17 protein-coding genes and 1 pseudogene are annotated in these 16751 nt (G+C 70.0%); 8 read left to right on the forward strand and 10 right to left on the reverse strand.

The window, feature by feature from the left end:
• The first annotated feature begins 19 nt into the window (after positions 1 to 19).
• Complete coding sequence (locus BW730_RS02740; protein WP_077684914.1) at positions 20 to 682, forward strand: HAD family hydrolase; 663 nt, start codon at positions 20 to 22, stop codon at positions 680 to 682.
• On the opposite strand, the gene BW730_RS20480 is transcribed toward BW730_RS02740, so the two are convergent.
• The 6 genes from BW730_RS20480 to BW730_RS02765 form a co-directional block, all read right to left on the reverse strand.
• Complete coding sequence (locus BW730_RS20480) at positions 663 to 2432, reverse strand: PPi-type phosphoenolpyruvate carboxykinase family protein (protein ID WP_471248203.1); 1770 nt, start codon at positions 2430 to 2432, stop codon at positions 663 to 665. The genes BW730_RS02740 and BW730_RS20480 overlap by 20 nt on opposite strands.
• Complete coding sequence (locus tag BW730_RS20485) at positions 2429 to 4033, reverse strand: hypothetical protein (protein WP_471248204.1); 1605 nt, start codon at positions 4031 to 4033, stop codon at positions 2429 to 2431. Before BW730_RS20485 ends, BW730_RS20480 begins: the two co-directional genes overlap by 4 nt.
• A 96-nt stretch (positions 4034 to 4129) precedes the next feature.
• Positions 4130 to 5197 carry an ABC transporter permease gene (locus tag BW730_RS02750; protein ID WP_077684915.1) on the reverse strand — a complete coding sequence of 356 codons (1068 nt, stop codon included), beginning with the start codon at positions 5195 to 5197 and terminating at the stop codon, positions 4130 to 4132.
• A 5-nt stretch (positions 5198 to 5202) separates the two neighbouring features.
• Complete coding sequence (locus BW730_RS02755; RefSeq protein ID WP_077684916.1) at positions 5203 to 5457, reverse strand: ABC transporter permease; 255 nt, start codon at positions 5455 to 5457, stop codon at positions 5203 to 5205.
• Between the two features lie 3 nt (positions 5458 to 5460).
• The gene (locus tag BW730_RS02760) at positions 5461 to 6603 is read right to left on the reverse strand and encodes a COG1361 S-layer family protein (protein WP_077684917.1); all 1143 of its coding nucleotides are present in this window, start codon (positions 6601 to 6603) and stop codon (positions 5461 to 5463) included.
• Positions 6600 to 7343, reverse strand: coding sequence for an ABC transporter ATP-binding protein (locus tag BW730_RS02765; protein WP_077684918.1), 744 nt, complete (start codon positions 7341 to 7343; stop codon positions 6600 to 6602). The genes BW730_RS02760 and BW730_RS02765 overlap by 4 nt, the downstream gene beginning before the upstream one ends.
• 233 nt (positions 7344 to 7576) lie before the next feature.
• Between BW730_RS02765 and BW730_RS02770 the strand changes: the two genes are divergently transcribed.
• Genes BW730_RS02770 through BW730_RS02790 form a run of 6 tightly spaced genes read left to right on the forward strand, consistent with a single transcriptional unit; the run spans position 7577 to position 11709 of the window.
• Positions 7577 to 8611 (forward strand): cytochrome P450, encoded by a 1035-nt coding sequence (locus tag BW730_RS02770; protein ID WP_226997016.1) that lies wholly within the window; start codon positions 7577 to 7579, stop codon positions 8609 to 8611.
• A complete protein-coding gene (locus tag BW730_RS19010) occupies positions 8545 to 8787 on the forward strand; it encodes a cytochrome P450 (RefSeq protein WP_226997018.1) in 243 nt (80 codons plus the stop codon). The genes BW730_RS02770 and BW730_RS19010 overlap by 67 nt, the downstream gene beginning before the upstream one ends.
• A 28-nt stretch (positions 8788 to 8815) precedes the next feature.
• Complete coding sequence (locus tag BW730_RS02775) at positions 8816 to 9148, forward strand: lycopene cyclase domain-containing protein (protein WP_077684919.1); 333 nt, start codon at positions 8816 to 8818, stop codon at positions 9146 to 9148.
• Positions 9141 to 9458 carry a lycopene cyclase domain-containing protein gene (locus BW730_RS02780; protein WP_077684920.1) on the forward strand — a complete coding sequence of 106 codons (318 nt, stop codon included), beginning with the start codon at positions 9141 to 9143 and terminating at the stop codon, positions 9456 to 9458. The genes BW730_RS02775 and BW730_RS02780 overlap by 8 nt, the downstream gene beginning before the upstream one ends.
• On the forward strand, positions 9455 to 10171 hold the full coding sequence (locus tag BW730_RS02785) for a class I SAM-dependent methyltransferase (RefSeq protein ID WP_077684921.1): 717 nt from the start codon (positions 9455 to 9457) through the stop codon (positions 10169 to 10171). Before BW730_RS02780 ends, BW730_RS02785 begins: the two co-directional genes overlap by 4 nt.
• Positions 10168 to 11709, forward strand: coding sequence for an FAD-dependent oxidoreductase (locus BW730_RS02790; RefSeq protein WP_077684922.1), 1542 nt, complete (start codon positions 10168 to 10170; stop codon positions 11707 to 11709). Before BW730_RS02785 ends, BW730_RS02790 begins: the two co-directional genes overlap by 4 nt.
• On the opposite strand, the gene BW730_RS02795 is transcribed toward BW730_RS02790, so the two are convergent.
• The 4 genes and pseudogenes from BW730_RS02795 to idi all read right to left on the reverse strand — a co-directional run.
• Positions 11675 to 12559, reverse strand: a complete 885-nt coding sequence (locus tag BW730_RS02795) for a phytoene/squalene synthase family protein (RefSeq protein ID WP_077684923.1) — start codon at positions 12557 to 12559, stop codon at positions 11675 to 11677. The two genes, BW730_RS02790 and BW730_RS02795, sit on opposite strands and share 35 nt — an antisense overlap.
• Entirely contained in the window at positions 12556 to 14025 is a 1470-nt protein-coding gene (gene crtI, locus BW730_RS02800) for a phytoene desaturase family protein (protein ID WP_077684924.1), read from the reverse strand. The genes BW730_RS02795 and crtI overlap by 4 nt, the downstream gene beginning before the upstream one ends.
• Positions 14022 to 15065, reverse strand: a complete 1044-nt coding sequence (locus tag BW730_RS18740) for a polyprenyl synthetase family protein (RefSeq protein WP_193432358.1) — start codon at positions 15063 to 15065, stop codon at positions 14022 to 14024. Before BW730_RS18740 ends, crtI begins: the two co-directional genes overlap by 4 nt.
• 66 nt (positions 15066 to 15131) lie before the next feature.
• Positions 15132 to 15673, reverse strand: a pseudogene (idi, locus tag BW730_RS18745) (isopentenyl-diphosphate Delta-isomerase); the annotation flags it as partial.
• 134 nt (positions 15674 to 15807) lie between these two features.
• Here idi and BW730_RS02810 point away from each other — a divergent pair.
• Positions 15808 to 16701, forward strand: coding sequence for a MerR family transcriptional regulator (locus BW730_RS02810; protein WP_158522457.1), 894 nt, complete (start codon positions 15808 to 15810; stop codon positions 16699 to 16701).
• The last annotated feature ends 50 nt before the right edge of the window (positions 16702 to 16751 follow it).

Raw genomic sequence — 16751 nt, forward strand, 5'->3', positions numbered from 1 at the left:
CACCAGCGAAAGGGCACCCATGCCAGCAGCCATCGTCTTCGACCTCGACGGAACCCTGTCCGACACGGAGGCCTTGTGGGACGGGGTGCGCCGCGGCCTCGCCGAGGCGGAGGGCATCGCGTGGCCCGACGGCGCCACCCAGGCCATGATGGGCATGAGCACCGGCGAGTGGAGCCGCTTCCTGTCGGAGGAGGTCGGACTGCCGTACCCGCCGGAGGAGGCAGCAGCCCGCACCATCGGCGCGTTGGCCGAGCGTTACCGCGACGGGATCCCGCTGCTGCCGGGGGCGCTCGAGTCGGTGCGTCGGATGGCCGAGCGCTACCCCGTGGGAATCGCCAGTTCCTCACCGAGGCTTCTGATCGACACCTTTATCGAGGTCAACGGCCTCTCCGACGCGATCACCGCGAGCGTCTCGACCGAGGAGGTCGACCGCGGCAAGCCAGCGCCCGACGGCTTCCTGCGCGCCTGTGAACTCCTCGGCGCCGACCCGCGTCAGTGCATCGCCATCGAGGACTCCACCAACGGGATCGCCTCCGCGCTCAACGCGGGCATGACGGTGGTCACCATCCCGCCGCATTTCCACCCGCCGACGGCCGAGGTGCTCGCCAGGACCACCGTGCTCGGCGGCCTGGACGAGCTCAGCTACGACCTCGTCGAGGGGCTCATCCCAACCGCCAGGTGACCTGCCGCCCGATCGTGCCGACCAGGTGATCGATCGCCTCGGGACCCTCCGCGGCCTCCAACTTGGCCTGCATCGTCGCGATCCTGCCCGCGATGCCCAACCGCTCAGCGGCGTCCGCGTTCATCTCCTCGTCGATGAACTTGGTCATCGAGGCGACCGAGCGCGACGCTTGCGCCGCGTCTGAGGCGGCCTGCGACGCGAGGCGCTCGCGGTACCACGCGGAGGCTAGCACCTCCTCGCGGTCGAACAGGGCGCGGAACCGCGGATCGTGCAGCGTGAGGCCCTCCGTCGAGCGGCCGTTCGCCATGATCTCGAGCAGCGCACGGATCGGGGGTACGGCCAGCGCGATGGTGCCGTCGCTCAGGTAGGACTCGGCCACGTGCTGATGCGTCGTGACGATCGTGCGCACCGACTCGGCGTATGCCTCCGAGTCCTGCAGTTCCGGCCGCAGCATGTTCTCGGAGAACACCACATGAGGGTGCATGAAGATCCGCCCGAAGTACTTCGACTGGAACTTGGCCGTCATCCGGTACCCGAGCCTGCTCGCCTCGATCGTCACACCGTCGACGTCGAAGTCCTCGATCCGCTCCAGCGCGCCCTCCGCGATCAGGTTCGCCGCCTCGCGCTCCTTAGCGCTCATCCGGCTGAACAGTTCGGGAACCAGCAGCGAGATGTCGTGGTCGACGCGGACGTTGGGGCCGATCACGCCGGCAGAGGACAGCCAGCCGTCGTAGCCGGTCAGCGCGAAGTCGAGGAACGCGGCGTTCAGGTCGATGACGGAGGGCAGCGCGTTGAACGGCCCCTTCGTCATGGCGCCCTCGGAGCCTGCGCCCGTCGTCGACGGGGACTTGCCGGTCATCGAGGAGATGAACTCCATGAACAGTTCGGGCAGTTCCATGTAGTGCAGCGGGGCGTAGCAGCAGAGCGGCGGCACGCCCTCCTCTGCCGCGTTGTTCCTGCGGCCGGCGGCGACCACGTCGACGGGAAGCCGGAGCGCCGCCCCCATCGGGAGGCGTCGGTTGAGCCGAGAGACCATCTCCGCGACCGCGGTCTCCCGCGGCCTCGCGATGTCGGGACGCACCTGCAGGTAGCGCGGGTTCTTGGACCTGGCGCCGTTGATGATGCGCGGGTTCGCGGAGGAGACGAAGTAGTCGGCCTGCGACTCGTCGCCCTCGGCGACCCGGGCGATCAGCGACTGCATGGGCTCGGAGAACCGGGAGAAGCTGACGGCGTTGTCGACGATCGCCCGTGCGTCCTGCCTGGTCAGCGGTTCGAAGTTGCTCAGGAAGGCGCCCGCCGCGATGTCGATCTCGGTCTGCTTGTCGTAGCCGCGGTGGATGGCGTCGTCGGGGCGCTGGAACAGCAGTTGCTCGCAGTTGGTGACGTACTTGCGCGACAGCGAGTCGGTGCGACCTGCGACCGAGCCGGGCACCACGATGCTCGCGGTGATGTCGTCCTCGGTCTGCACCTTCATGGCGGGGTGGAAGTCGTGGCGCAGGCCGAACAGGCGCCACGAGCCGTCCACGGCGAAGCCGACGCGCAGCATGTTGACGGTGATCTTGTCCCCGTCGAGGCGAAGCGCGTGCCCGGCGCGGCCGTTGATCCGGCCGACCGAGAAGTGCACCGGCCAGTCGTCGCCCCACTCGGGCCGGTAGAACCGCTTGACGACGAAGACCAGTTCTTTGATGTGGTGCTGGATCGCCTCGACCCATGCGTTGTACTCGGCCGTGTAGTCCTTGCTCGGCGTCAACAGCTTGATGACCGAACCGACGCTGCGCTCGTCGGAGAGCAGGGGCGGGCGTCCGCGCAGTCGGGGTCCAGGAACCGGACCGAGTAGTCGTGGTCGATGATCGCGGCGACCTGTTCCATGTCGTCGACGAAGTCGTTGACGTAGGCGTTGCCGATCACGAAGGCGTCGGTGATGGACTTCGAGATCTCCGACTTGCCGCCGCCGGAGACGGTCGCGGGCTTGTGCGCCGAGGTCGCCTCGGGGGAGGTGCCGAGCAGCGTCCACTGCTCGCCGTCGGCGGCCAGGTGCGTCAGGTCGACGATGTAGCCGTCGGGGCCGACGTAGCGGGTCTTGGCGCGCAGCGGGATGGACCTGGTCTCCCCGTCGATCGTCCAGCTCACCGTGCTGTCGCGCAGCGAGTAGGTGGAGCGCTCAGGCACCAGGATGACGTTGTCCAGTTCGGCGTCGACGGCGTGGCCCTCCTGCTGCTGGATGAAGCGCTCGGGGTCGCGGGCGATCACGTCCGCGATGCGGTAGTCGGGGTTGGCGTAGGTGTCGGTGAAGGCCTGCCCGAGGTTGTAGCGGGGGAAGGCGGCCGCGCCTCCCGAGTGCTCCTCCTCGACCATGCCGAGCAGGTTCGCCGAGTAGCTGATCTGTGCCTTGACCTCCTTCTTGCAGTAGCCGAAGTAGTTGTCCGCGATCACGGTGACGATCACGCCGCGCTCGTCGCGCGCGCAGGCCTTGAACGCGGAGCCGCCGTTGTAGCGCTCGTCCTCCTCGGTCCAGCACATGCCGTCGCGGCGCTGACGCTCCGTCGCGTCGTCGAAGTGGGGGAGGCCGAGTTCCTTCTTGGTGAGCTTCGTCAGGTGCGGCGCGAGGACGACCATGCCGGTGTGGCCCGTCCAGCCCTCCGGGTCGAGCGACGCGTCGTGCTCCGGCAGGTAGGGGTCGCCGCCGTTGCCGAAGATGCCCTCGACGAAGTCAAGGTTGGCCATCAGCGTGGCCGGGGCGAAGAAGCGTGTCTCCATGCGCCGCTCGACGGTGTAGCCGGGCACCTCCGGGACGACGATGGGGCGAAGCAGCAGCGACACCCAGCAGCGGGGCGGCTCGGGCTGCTCCGAGGTGTAGGGGAGCACCATGGCGTCGGCGGGCGGCGCGAACGCCGCCTCGAGCAGTCGACCGAAGACGGCGCGCGGCACCTCAAGCTTGTCGTCCTGGACGGGGAGGCCTCCGTCGGCGATGTGGAAGACACCCTTGGTGGTGCGACGGTCGTTGGCCGGGTTGTGCAGGATGCCGTTGACGAGGCGGTAGGAGGTCAGCTGCTCCGAGACGAAGGTGTCGGCCGCCACGGGAAGCGACATCTCGCGCGCCAGCCCCGGCTGGTCGAGCACCAGCGTCTGGCGGGGGAGCTTCGGCGCAGTCCCTGTCTCGGAGAGGTATGCGTCGAGGAAGGTCTGGATGCGCGTGTCGACGGCGGGTAACCGGTTCTGGAGCCGTCGGTTCAGCTCGCGTTGACGGGCGAGCACCGGGCGGACCAGGTCGACCGCGCCGCTCTCCGGCAGCGGGATCCCCAGCAGGCCGAGTCGGAGGTTGATAGCTGCAGTTTCCGCAAAAGACGCCATACTCCACTATCTACGCAACCTGCCCCGGTCCAAACGCGGGGTGCCGAAGTGGTTCAAAGGGCGCGCCACTACGATGCCCACGCCAGATGGTGGTTGCTACTGGGTGCGGATCGCGGCCAGCGGCGAGAGCCGCGAGGCCCGGATCGCGGGCGCCAGTCCCGCGACGGTGCCGATCAGCGTCGCGAACGCGACAGCCCCGATCATCAGCCACGGGGGGATGATCGAGATCGTGCTAATGCCGCTGTCGGGCCCGGCGAAGATGGCGTTAGCGATCGCGGAGCCCCCTAAGCTCAGCCCCAGCCCGAGTAGCCCGCCAAGGAAGCCGATGCTCGCCGACTCGAAGAGGAACAGCGTACGGATGTCGCCGAGCCCGGCGCCCAGTACCTTCATGACGCCGATCTCGCGGGTGCGTTCGTAGACGCTCATCATCATCGTGTTGGCGATGCCGATCGCCGCGACGAGCAGCGAGACGAGCCCGATGCCGCCGAAGACCGCCTGGATGAGGGCACCCTGCTTCTGCGCCTCCCTGATCCACTCGATGTCGGCCTGCGCGTCGAACCCGTCGGTGCGCAGCGCGGTGAGCAGTTCCTCGGCCGCCTCCGGGCTGGGTGTCTGGAGTCGGATCATCGAGTACACGAAGCCGGGCTTCGGCTTGCCGTCGGAGGTGGCGGGTTGGTTCGGCAGCGCCTTGCCAGGCATCGCCTTCTCCAGGGCCTCGACCATCGCGGAGAACTCGGCGTAGACGACATTGGTGTAGGGGCCGTACGGCTGGTCCGGGTCGCCCTGGAGGACGCCCGCCACCGGCATGATGATCTTCTTGGGCTTGGGTGCCTCACCTTCGTCCCCTTCGCCACCACCCTGCGGGCTGGGCCCGTACATCGCCGACGTGTCGAAGTCCAGGAACAGCGTCTCGGTGGAGAAGTCCACCTGCTTCACCTCGCCGGTGGCCTCGTTGTAGAAGTTCAGCGGGATCTGGTCGCCCACCAGCAGCCCCGGGTTCGCCTCGGAGGGCGCCGTTCCCCAGGCGATGGGCTCGTCGAGCGAGGTGATGACGTCCGGAGGGACCGCGTTGATCTGGAAGTACTGCATGTACGCGCCGACCCGTCCGACCGCCTCGATGCTGTAGATGGGCCAGGCCTTCTCGACGCCCGGGTAGTCCTTCATGTAGGTCAGGAAGTCGTCATTGAGTGCGGTGGGCAGCCCCGCTCCACGGCGTCGACGGGGGCGTTGTAGAGTTGTACCTCCCGCAGGCTGGTGTTGCCCGCGATGGAGTCCAGGTAACTCTGCGACATCCCGATGCCGAGCGAGACCATCACCACGACCGAGGTGGTGCCGATCACCACGCCGAGCACGGTCATCAGCGTCCGGAACGGCCGCTGTCTGAGGCTCGACAACGATGTCGCGAGCAGGTCGGAGAAGCGCATCGCTCACTGCCAGTCGTCGCCGACGAGGTTGTCGCCCGCCAGCGCGGCCAGGGACGCCTCGTCCTCCCGTGCCGCCTTGCGCTTGCGGGCCGAGCGCACGATCAGGAACGCCGTGACGGCGAGCAGCAGCGCGGCGGCGCCGATCCCGACGGGCAGCCACGGGAAGCCGGCCTCCTCCGGTGGGGGCTGCATCGACGGGTCGTCCTCCGGCATCGTCGGAGGCGCCGCCTCCTGGACTGGCACCTCCACCTGCTTCTTGACGGTGAACAGTTGGCCCCGGACGTCCTCGTAGGTGATGACGACCTCGACGGGCCCGGTGGCGGGTTGCGCGGCGGTGACGGTCATGTCGACGGCCCCGCTCGTTCCCGGCTCGACGCCGCCGACGAAGGCCTCCGCGGGGGCGAGCGCCTGGCCCTCCGGGATGGTGACCTTCGCGTTGAACAGCTTCGACTTGCCCTGGTTCTGCACCGAGAACGTCATCGAGCCCTGCTGGCCGATGTTCAGCATCGCGGGGGTCACCTGCGGCGTCGAGGCGTCGGCGCGCAGTTCCTGGTTCACCTCGATCGCAAGCGTCTCGCTTGAGGAGTAGGCGTTGGCCGCGGGGTCCTCGTACTCGACGGCGATGACAAGTTGGTACGGCTTGGCCTCGAGCGAGGGGAGCGCGCGGAAGTTCATGGTGTGGCCGGAGACGCGCTCGGCGCGGATCCGCGACACGTAGATCGACGAGGAGCCGTCGATCGGGAGGAATGCGGCGTCCGGCGAGGACACCGTCACCTTCAGGTTCTGCACCTGCGTCTTCGTGGAGGTGTTGCGCAGCGAGAAGTTCACCGTGAAGTCCTGCCCGGCGAAGATCTTCTGCGGGGCGATGCTGAACCCCTCGACCATCACTCGGGGCACCGAGACGCCCGCCGGTCCCTGCGTGCCCGGCTCACCGCCCGGCGTCCCACCGCCGGTGCCGCCTCCGGTGCCGTCGCCGGAGCCCGACCCGGTTCCCGAGCCCGTGTCGGTGCCCGTTCCCGAGCCACCCGGCTGGGAGGTCGAGCCGTCGCCGCCGCCGTCGTTGTCTCCTGCGGCGCTTGCGATCGGCACGAAGCAGAGGCCGAGGATCAGGATCAGCAGCGCTGGCAGTCGGGTTCTGAGCTTCATGGCTGGGCCACCTTGTCGTGGATGTTGTGTGTGATGCCCGCGATGCGGCCGTCGGAGATGGAGACGACGGTGTCGGCGAAGGAGGCGATGTGCTGGTCGTGGGTGACCATGATCCAGGTCTGCTGGAACCGCTGGATCAGGGTGCGGAAGAGTTGCAGGGTGCGCTCAGACGTCTTCGAGTCGAGGTTGCCGGTGGGCTCGTCCGCGAACACGAGCGTCGGCTGGACGGCGAGCGCCCGGGCGATCCCGACGCGCTGCTGCTGACCGCCGGAGAGTTGCGCCGGGCGGTGGTTCAGGTGCCCCTCAAGGCCGAGTTGGGCAAGCACCGCCTTTGCCCGCGCCTGGCGTCTGGGTTTCGTCATGCCCTGGAAGGACAGCGGGAGCGCGACGTTGTCGAGGGCAGTCAGCGAGGGGATCAGGTTGAACGACTGGAAGATGAAGCCGACCTGTTTGCGCCGGTAGGCGACCAGTTGGGACTCGCTGAAGGCGTGCACCGCCTGGCCCGCGACGTTGATCTCGCCCGCGGTCGGCCGCTCGAGACCGGCGAGCATGTTCAGCAGCGTCGACTTGCCCGACCCGGAGGTGCCGACGATCGCGGTGAACGACCCCCTCGGCACCGTCAGGTTGACGTGGTTGAGGGCGGCGATCCGCGAGGTGCCGACCCGGAACAGCTTGCTGAGGTTGCGGGTCTCCACCAGCGTCTCGCCGACAGGCGGAAGCTCGCGGCTTGTCGTCGTCACGGTGGACCTCTCGGCTCGGCCCCGGTCCGTCGTCGTGACCGGTTGGTGCGACCCTAAGTCACCCTGGCATGCACTCGAGGTAGGACCCGGCCGCGCTGGCCCAAAGTCGGGTGTGTTCTATCCGTGCGACGTAGTGGTCGTCGTCGATCTCAGACCACGGTCTGACGGCGGCATCGTCCGGATGTGCTTCGCGTCGGGGAGTCGCGCCGCTTGGTAGCCTGACCGCGGGAGGCATGCCGAGCGTTGAGCACGGGGAGGTGCGCATGGGCAGGCGCCAGCGACGCGCGCACAAGCCCGGCGAACGGGCCGAACCGGCCATCGAGCGGGTCGGGGACGTGTGGAGCATCCGCTCGCTCGAGGCCGCGCGGCAGGTACTGCGCGCGCGACATGCGACCACTCAAGCCGGCTTCACCGCCGAGCACATCCCCCAGGGACTGATGAAACACCACCCGATCCTCATGTCCGACGGCGCCCTCCACGACGAGCAGCGATCCAAGGTCGGGCGCTTCTTCGCGCCAAGGGTCGTGCGCGAGCGTCACGGCGACCGGATCGCCTCGGCCGCGGCCCGCTACGTCGACTCGCTGGCGGGGGAGGTGACGCTCGACGAGGTGGCCCTGCTCTACAGCGTGGAGGTCACCTCGGAGATCGTCGGCCTCACCGAATCGTCCGTGCAGGGGAGAGCGGGGAGGCTGGTGCAGTTCTTCCGCCAACCTCCGCTCGACATGACGCGCAAGGACCTCGGCCGCAGTCGGCGGCAGTGGATGCAGGCGGCATGGCGCGGCCTCGTCCCCGTGCTGAGGTTCTACCTCGCTGACGTGCGGCCTGCCATCCGCCAGAGGCGCAGGGCGCCAACGGGCGACGTGATCAGCCACCTCCTCGCGGAGGGCTACACCGACGTCGACATCCTGGTCGAATGCGTCACCTACGGCACCGCGGGGATGGTCACCACGCGGGAGTTCATCACCATGGCCGCCTGGCACCTGCTCACGACGCCCGAGTTGATGGCTCGCTACCTAGCCGCCGAGCGCCCCGAACGGCACGCGATCCTCAACGAGATCATCCGGCTCGAACCCGTCGTCGGGCACCTGTACCGGCGGGCGCAGGAGGACATCGTGGTGACCGACGGCGATCGCGAGTTCACCATCGCCCCGGTCACCTCGTCGACGTCTGCGTCCGGCAGGTCAACACCGACCCGGACGCCGTGGGCGAGGAACCTGAGGCCGTGTGCCCGGGGCGCGCGTTGCCCGCGGGGGTCGACGCTTCGGTGATGACGTTCGGCGACGGCGCCCACCGGTGCCCCGGCCAACCGCTGGCGATCTTCGAGACCGACGAGTTGCTCACCCGTCTCCTGGCGCGACACCCCCGGCTGGTGCAGGAACCGGACGTCGGCTGGGACGACCTCATCGAAGGCTACGTGCTCCGCGGCCTTCGACTCATTGTATAAAGTTTGTCGAACCTCTAGGCTGGCGGCGATGGACAGTTACCAGTACCTGATCCTGATGGCCGCCTGCGTGGCGGTCACCCTGCCTCTCGAGTTCGTGCTGCGTGCGCGCGTGTACCGCCGCCCGGTGCGTCTCCTGCTCGCCATGGCGCCGATGCTCGCGGTGTTCGTCGCCTGGGACCTGCTCGGCATCGTCCGCGGCCACTGGACCTACAGCGAGCGCTTCACCTCGGGCATCGTCCTGGGCATCCTGCCGCTCGAGGAACTGGTGTTCTTCCTCGTCATCCCCCTGTGCGGCCTGCTCACCTACGAGGGCGTCGGCTACGTGCTCGGCCGGCTCCGCGGCGGGAGGGACGATGCCTGAGTACACGGCCTTGACTGTCGTCGGCATCCTCGCCGTGGTCGCGGTCGAGGTGTTCTGGCTCCGGACGGGGCTGTTCCGCAGCGCCCAGTACTGGATCTCGATGGCCATCGTGTTCTTCTTCCAGGTCTGGGTAGACGGCTGGCTCACCAAACTCTCGGACCCCATCGTGATCTATGACCCCGCCCAGATCTCGGGCATCCGGTTCCCCTGGGACATCCCCATCGAGGACTTCGGGTTCGGGTGGGCGATGCTCACCCTCACGCTGCTCGTCTGGGTCCGCTTGGGCAAGCGACGGAGGGAGGCGGCATGACCCTCCGGGAGGCCTTCGACCGCGGCGCGCGCCGCTACGACCTGATGGTCGCCCTGAATCCGGGCTACCACCGCGAGTTGAGGCGCGCCGCCGAGGCCCTGGCCGAGCGCCTCGGCGGGGCGCCCCAGAACCTGATGGACCTGGCGTGCGGCTCCGGGCTGTCGACCAGGGCATTGGTCGACGCGGCCCCACCAGGCTCCCGTGTACTCGGCATCGATGCCTCACCCGGGATGCTCGAGCGGGCCCGGGCCAAGCGGTGGCCCGTGCAGGTCGGCTTCGAGCGCGGCGTGGTGGGCGAACTGAACGTGGAGAGGTGGGGCGGCGGATCCTTCGACGGCGCGCAGGCGTGTTACCTCTTCCGCAACGTTGCCGAGGCCGACCGCGACGAGGCCGTCGCGGAGGTCTTCGACCTGCTTCGGCCCGGAGGGTGGCTCTGCGTGCAGGAGTACTCGGTGGCTGGCAGCGCCGCGGCACGGCGCGTGTGGGACCTTGTCAGCCACGCCGTGATCATCCCGCTCGGCGTCGTCGTGGACCGGAACCCCGGCCTGTACCGCTATCTGTGGCGAAGCGTCGTCGACTTCGACTCGGTGGCCACCTTCGTCGACCGCTTGAGCCGGGCGGGCTTCGTCGACGTCTCCCACCGCACCGCGACCGGATGGCAGCGCGGGATCCTCCACACCTTCGTCGCCCGCCGACCTGAGGAGGCCCGATGAGCCAGCGGCCCGGCAGGGACCCACGCGCTCAGTGCCACCCCGCGGCACCGGGAACCAGGCGCGTCGAGGGGGACCGCAGCGCCCTCGTGGTCGGCGGCGGGATCGCCGGGCTGGCGGCAGCCACGGCCCTGGCCGAGCGCGGTGTTCGGGTCACCCTCGCGGAGTCCGGGGACCGGCTCGGGGGCAGGGTGGCCGCCTGGCCCCTCGACGGGCAGCGCACCATGAGCCGCGGCTTTCACGCCTTCTTCCGCCAGTACTACAACCTGCGCCGGCTCCTGCGCCGGATCGACGTCGACCTGTCCTTCCTCGTCCCCGTCGACGACTACCCGCTCCAACGACCCGACGGCCTGCGCGACTCCTTCGCGGGCCTCGTCACGACCCCACCCTGGTCGGTGCTGCAGTTCGTCGCCCGCAGCCCGGCCTTCACGGCCAGGGGCCTCGCCGGGGTGCACATTCCGTCGGCCCTCGAGCTTCTCAAGGTCCGGTTCCCCGACACCTACGAGCGCTACGAGGGGGAGTCGGCGGCCGCGTTCCTGGACCGGCTGCGCTTCCCGGACGGGGCGCGCGACCTCGCGCTCGAGGTGTTCGCCCGCTCCTTCTTCGCCGACCCGCGCGAGTTCGGCGCTGGCGAACTGGTGGCCATGTTCCACACCTACTTCCTCGGCTCCGCCGAGGGCCTCCTGTTCGATGTTCCCGACGACGACTACGACGCGGCGCTCTGGCGGCCGCTGGCCGCGCGCCTGGAGTGTCTCGGCGTCGACATCAGGCTCGACGCCCACGTCGACTCCATTGAGGTCCGCGACGACGGGGCCGCCGTGAGCATCGCAGGGCGGCGGGTGGAGGCCGACGCGGTCGTGCTCGCAGCCGACCCTCGCGCCGCCCGCAGGCTCGCCGAGGGCATCCCGGGCGACCATCTCGCGGGGTGGCGCGGGTCGGTGGCTGCCACCTACAACGCCCCGCCGTTCGTCGTCGTGCGGCTCTGGCTCGACACCCCCGTCGACGCGTCACGCCCGGCGTTCCTCGGCACCTCGGGATATGGCCCGTTGGACAACGTCTCGGTCCTCGAGCGGTTCGAGGCAGGCGCGGCCCGGTGGGCCGAGGACCATCACGGCTCGGTGGTCGAACTGCACGCCTACGCCTGCGATGAGGATGTCGTCGGCGACGAGGCCGCCGCGTCGGCACTTGTCGACCGGCTCGAGGCCGAACTGCACCGCGTGTTTCCCGAGACGGCCGCCGCGGGCGTCCTGGCGCGCGAGGTGCTGGTGCGTGACGACTGCACGCTGATCGGCCCCACCGGATGGGCCGCCCGGCCTGGCGTGATGACGCCGGATCCGAGGCTGGTGCTGGCCGGGGACTGGCTGCGCTGCGGCTACCCGGTCGCGCTGATGGAGCGGGCCGCGACGACGGGTTTCCTCGCCGCGAACCGTCTGCTCGCCCGGTGGGGCGCTGCGGGCCACGACATCTGGACCGTTCCGATGCGTGGCCTCCTCGCGCGCCGCCGGGTCAGGCCAGCCTCGGGAGGGGCAGCCCGACGGTGAGGGTGCGCGCCACGACCCCGAGCTTCTCCGAACCGGGAACCCGCACCCGTCCCGAGAACACGTCGTAGTCGCGGGCCTCGATGCGCTCGAGGATCCGGCTGTACAACACGAGGGCCGTGCCGACGCACCGCCTGGAGGGCGGGGGCAGCAGTGGGAGCCCGGTCATCGCCTCGGCATACAGGGCCCGGTTGCGCTCGATCTGCTCCGCCATCATGGCCCGCCACTGAGGCGTGACGCGCCGCAGCCACGGGTCCGCCCCGTGCCGTGCCAGGTCGGCCTGAGGTAGATAGACGCGTCCGCGATCCAGGTCCTCGTCGACGTCGCGCAGGAAGTTGGTCAACTGGAAGGCGTGGCCGAGGGCGCGCGCGGGCCCCCGCGCCTCGTCCGAGATGGGTTCAAGCACCGGAAGCATCATCTCGCCGATCACCGCAGCCGAGCCCTCCATGTAGCCGTCGCGCAGCCCCTCCCAGGTGGGCCAGGTGTCGGTGCTCAGGTCCAGCGCCATGGCGTCGAAGAAGCGCTCGAAGCATTCGGGGTCGGTGCCGCGCCTGCGGATGCTGTCGACGATCGCCGCCATCACCTGGTCGGGCGCCTCGCCCGAGCCGAGCGCCGAGAAGAACAGCCTCCGGAAGGCGTCGAGGCGTTCGGCGGGGGTGCCGTCCTGCGGCACCGCGAGGTCGACCCGCTCCGGCTCGTCCACGATGTCGTCCGTCAGTCGGCACAGCGCATAGACCGAGTAGACGTCCCGGCGCTGCCTGGTGGGCAGCAGCATGGCCCCCCAGTAGTAGGTCGTCCCGTAGCGCCGCGTCAGTTCGGCGCAGCGGCGGTACCCGGCATCGAGCCCGCTCATCGCAACTCCTCGACGCGCCGGGCTGCGAGCTTGCCCGAGATCAGCACCATCGGGATCCCGACGCCGGGGGTGGTGCCGGACCCGGCGAAGATCAGCCCCTTTGCGCGACGGTCGACGTTCTTGGGGCGGAACGGGCCCGTCTGCGAGAAGGCGTGCGACAGCGCGAACGGGCTGCCCGCCGCCATGCCCTGCGCGGCCCAGTCCGCAGGGGTGACGAGTTCCTCGGTGACGACATCGGTCGGGTAGCCGGCGGCCTCCAGGAAGGCGCGCATCCGCTCCCGCAGGCGCGGGCCCTCGCGGTCCCAGTCGAGCCGACCCACCTGCAGGTTGGGCACCGGTTCGAGCACGTACAGAGTGTGGTGGCCGGCCGGGGCGGCGTCGGGGGCGTGCACCGTCGGCGCAGCGACGTAGCGCGACGGGTCGGCCATCGGGACGCCACGCTTGAGCAGGTCGTCGAAGGCGTCGTCCCAGGCGTCCCCGAAGTGGATGTTGTGGTGGCCCGAGCGAGGGGGGAGGTCGCCCTTGACGCCGAGGTGCCACACGAGGGCCGACGGCGAGAACCGCCCCTTCCGTGCGAGCCTGGGGGCCCGCAGGTCGGGCAGTAGCGTCTCGTAGGCGACGGGGAGGTCGGCGGTCACCACGACGGCTTCGGCAGGGACGGACCCGCCGTCTGCGAGCCGAACCCCGGTCACGGCGCCGTCGGCACCGCGGAGGACGCGTGCCACGTCGGCCCCGTAGCTGATGTCGACGCCCGCATCGACGGCGGCCGCGGCCATCGCCCGGGGCACGGCGTGCATGCCGCCCTCGGGGAACCAGACCCCCTCGATGGAGTCCATGTAAGTGATCACGGCGTAGAGCGCCAACGCATGCGCGGGTGCCATCCCGGCGTACATCGCCTGGAAGCTGAAGGCCCTGTGCAACCGGTCGTCATCGAAGAAGCGCGACACGGTGGGGCCGAGCCGGCCGAAGCCGCCGAGGCGCACGAGATCGAGGGCCGCCCTCGGAGCGCGGAGGAGGTCGAGCGGCGAGTCGAAGTTCACGTCGATGAAGTGCGGCACCTCGACGTCGTACAGCCGTCGGAGCCAAGCCACGAACCGGTCGAAGGCCGCGGCGTCCTTTGCGCCGCACTCGCGGAGGATCTCCGCACGCATGGGTTCGTGCCCGGGGCGCACCAACAGGCGCGACCCGTCGGAGAAGAACGCGTGGTAGGCCGGGTCGAGGAGGCGCATCGTGACGTAGTCGCGGGCGGAGCGGCCGACGGCGGCGAATGCCTCCTCGAGGAGGTTGAGCATGGTGAACACGACCGGGCCGCTGTCGAACCGGAAGCCGTCGCGCTCGATGATGCCGTTGCGTCCACCGGGGACGTCCTCGCGTTCGAGCACGGTGACGCGGTGCCCCGCGCCCGCGAGGTGAAGGGCGGCGGAGAGGCCGGAGAGGCCAGCTCCGACGACGACGACGCGGCTCATGACTCCCGCCAGGCGATGGCCAGCGCCGTCTCGCGCAGACCCGCGACTCCGGCGGGGGCGAGGCCGGCGCCCTCCAGATGCTCGAGCGCCGCGGCGAGGTCGTCGGAGATCATCCTCTCGAGCTCGGTATCGACCCCCGCCTCCCGCATCGCCGTGGCCAAACGGGGTGCGTCGCCGTGGTCGAACCGCCGCGTGCCGAGCCTCTCCAGCAGGTCGCGCGCCGCCCCGTCGACCCGCTCGCGGGCGATCGACACCAACATCGTGGCCTTGGCGTCGACCAGGTCGTCTCCCGCGGGCTTGCCCGTGACGGCCGGATCTCCCCAGACGCCCAGGTAGTCATCGCGCAGGGCGAAGGCGCGGCCGAGCAGCTCGCCGCAGCTCAGCAGGGCGCGCTCGGTGTCGGCCGACGCGCCCGCCGCGATGGCCCCGAACTGGAGGGGACGCATCACGGTGTAGCGGCCGGTCTTGAGGCGGGCGACCGTCTCGGCGTGATGCTCGTCCCAGCGGCCGGCGGCGGCCCCGGTCAGGTCGGCGCGTTGGCCGGCGATCAGTTCGACCGACAGCCGGAACCAGGTCTCGCGCAGGCGCCGCGGCAGCGAGTCGACGAGCCGGTCGGCGACGGTGTGCGCGAGATCGCCGAGGAGCACCGCCAGGTTCTCTCCGAACCGCTCCGACTGTCCGAAGCCTGCGCTGTCGCGATGCCAGGCGGACGCCTCCACATGGGCCGAGGGGTGGTTGCGGCGGGAGTCGGACTCGTCCATCACGTCGTCGTGGATGAGGGCGAACAGGTGCAGCAACTCGAGCGCCGCGGAGACCCGCAGCAGGCGCAGGTAGGCCTCGCTGCCGTGGGCGCCCCCCGCGGCGATGAAGCCCCAGTAGGCGAGGCGGACGCGGATCCGCTTGCCGCCTTCGCTGTGGCGCGCCAGCCATGCGGGCAGGTCCACCGCCAGGACGTCGACCCCGAGGTCGCCGATCAGCGCCTCCCACTCCGAGGCAAGCGCATCGAGTTCCGCCGCGATCAGGCGGTCGACCTCGGACACTGCGGCGTCCGCGTCGACCGGGGTGCGGCGCTGAAAGACGCAGGCGCCGGGGAAGAGTAGGTCGATCTCCGGCACCTGCAGCGCGGCCCACGGGCTGTAGACGTGGGGGTCGACTCGATGGCCCGGTGCAGGTCGGCCCAATCGACCCAGGCCCACTCGGCCACCTCGGCCGGGTCGACGACCGGATCCTCGTCGCCGACGAAGGCGGCGAACACCGGGCACACCTCGTTCTCGACAACTCCGGACGGGTCGACGGCGCGGTAACGGAACGTTGGTAGGAGGGGGATCAGCGGGCCGACGTGCAGGCCGATCTCCTCGCGGATCCTGCGGCGTGCCGCGTCCTCGATGTCCTCTCCGGGCTTGGGATGTCCGCAACAGGAGTTGGTCCAGACGCCGGGCCAGGTCCTCTTCGACAGGGCCCGACGGGTGACGAGCACCTGGCCCGCCGCGTTGAAGAGGTAGGTGGAGAACGCCAGGTGCAGGGGGGTGGCGCCGGTGTGGATCGTCAGCCTGTCGGCGGACCCGACCGGGCGACCCGCCCCGTCGAGGAGGACCACCTCGTCCCGCGGGTTCTGGGGGGACCGGGCGGCGGGTGTGTGTAGTGACATGACGGCCCGTCCAATGTTTGTTGAAGGTTTGTGCAACGATAACCCTCCCGCCAGGCGTAGGCAAGGGCGGTGTGCAAGGTTTGTGGAATGCTTGCTAGCGTTGGTCCAGCGATTGGTTCCAGTCTGGAGTTGTGGTGTTCACGATCAAGCAGGTCGCCGGCCTGACCGGCGTCTCGGAGGCTGTGCTGCGCGCGTGGGAATCGCGTTACGGCGTGGTCACGCCTGAGCGCTCGGCCGGGCGGTACCGGCTCTACAGTGACGCCCAGATCGCAGTGCTGCGGGAGATGGCGGCCCTCGTCGAGGCGGGCATGCCGCCCTCGCGCGCGGCGGCCGTCCTGATGTCGGCGAGCCATCCGGTCGGGGCCGCTGGCGCGCGCACGACCTCTCCGGGGGCCGCCGAGGGCGGCGCTCACGGCGAGGGTGCCGCCCTGATCCGTGCGGCGGCGAATCTCGACCCGGCACAGTTGGATGCCGCGATCGCGGCGGGAGAGCCGCGCCAGTTCGAGGCGTTCGCCGATCACTGGCTGCCCGGTCGGCTGCGTGAACTCGGGGATGCGTGGGCGGCTGGTGAGGTAGGCGTTGCGGGGGAGCACTTCGCAAGCGCAGGGCTGATGCGTGCGATCGCCGCGTCCTTCGACGATGCGGGCCCGGCCGTGATCCCCGGCCGCGTGCTCGTCGGATTGCCGCCCGGGTCGCGTCACGAGGTAATGCTGTTCGCCTTCGCCTCCTGTCTCAAGCGCGCGGGGGTGGACGTCGTCTATCTCGGCGCCGACGTGCCTGCCGTCGACTGGGAACGCGCGGCGGGCGAGCATCGCGCCCGGGCGGCCGTGATCGCCGTGACCAGTTACCGGCCACGTAGCGGGTCGGCGCAGGCCGTCGTCGATCGACTGGCTGCGCTCGTTCCCCCCGTCGGGATCTGGATCGGAGGGTCGCGGCGCTCCGACGTCACCGGGGGGCGGCCGCTGCCCGACGCGCCATCCGAGGCCGCCGCGCTGGTCGCGAGGAGCCTGCGCGCCGGAGGCGCCTGACGTCGAGCCAACATTCGACAAACCTTAGACGGATCGCCGTGTGATGGCTA

The organism is Tessaracoccus aquimaris, from assembly GCF_001997345.1.
In the GTDB taxonomy this organism is placed as follows: domain Bacteria; phylum Actinomycetota; class Actinomycetes; order Propionibacteriales; family Propionibacteriaceae; genus Arachnia; species Arachnia aquimaris.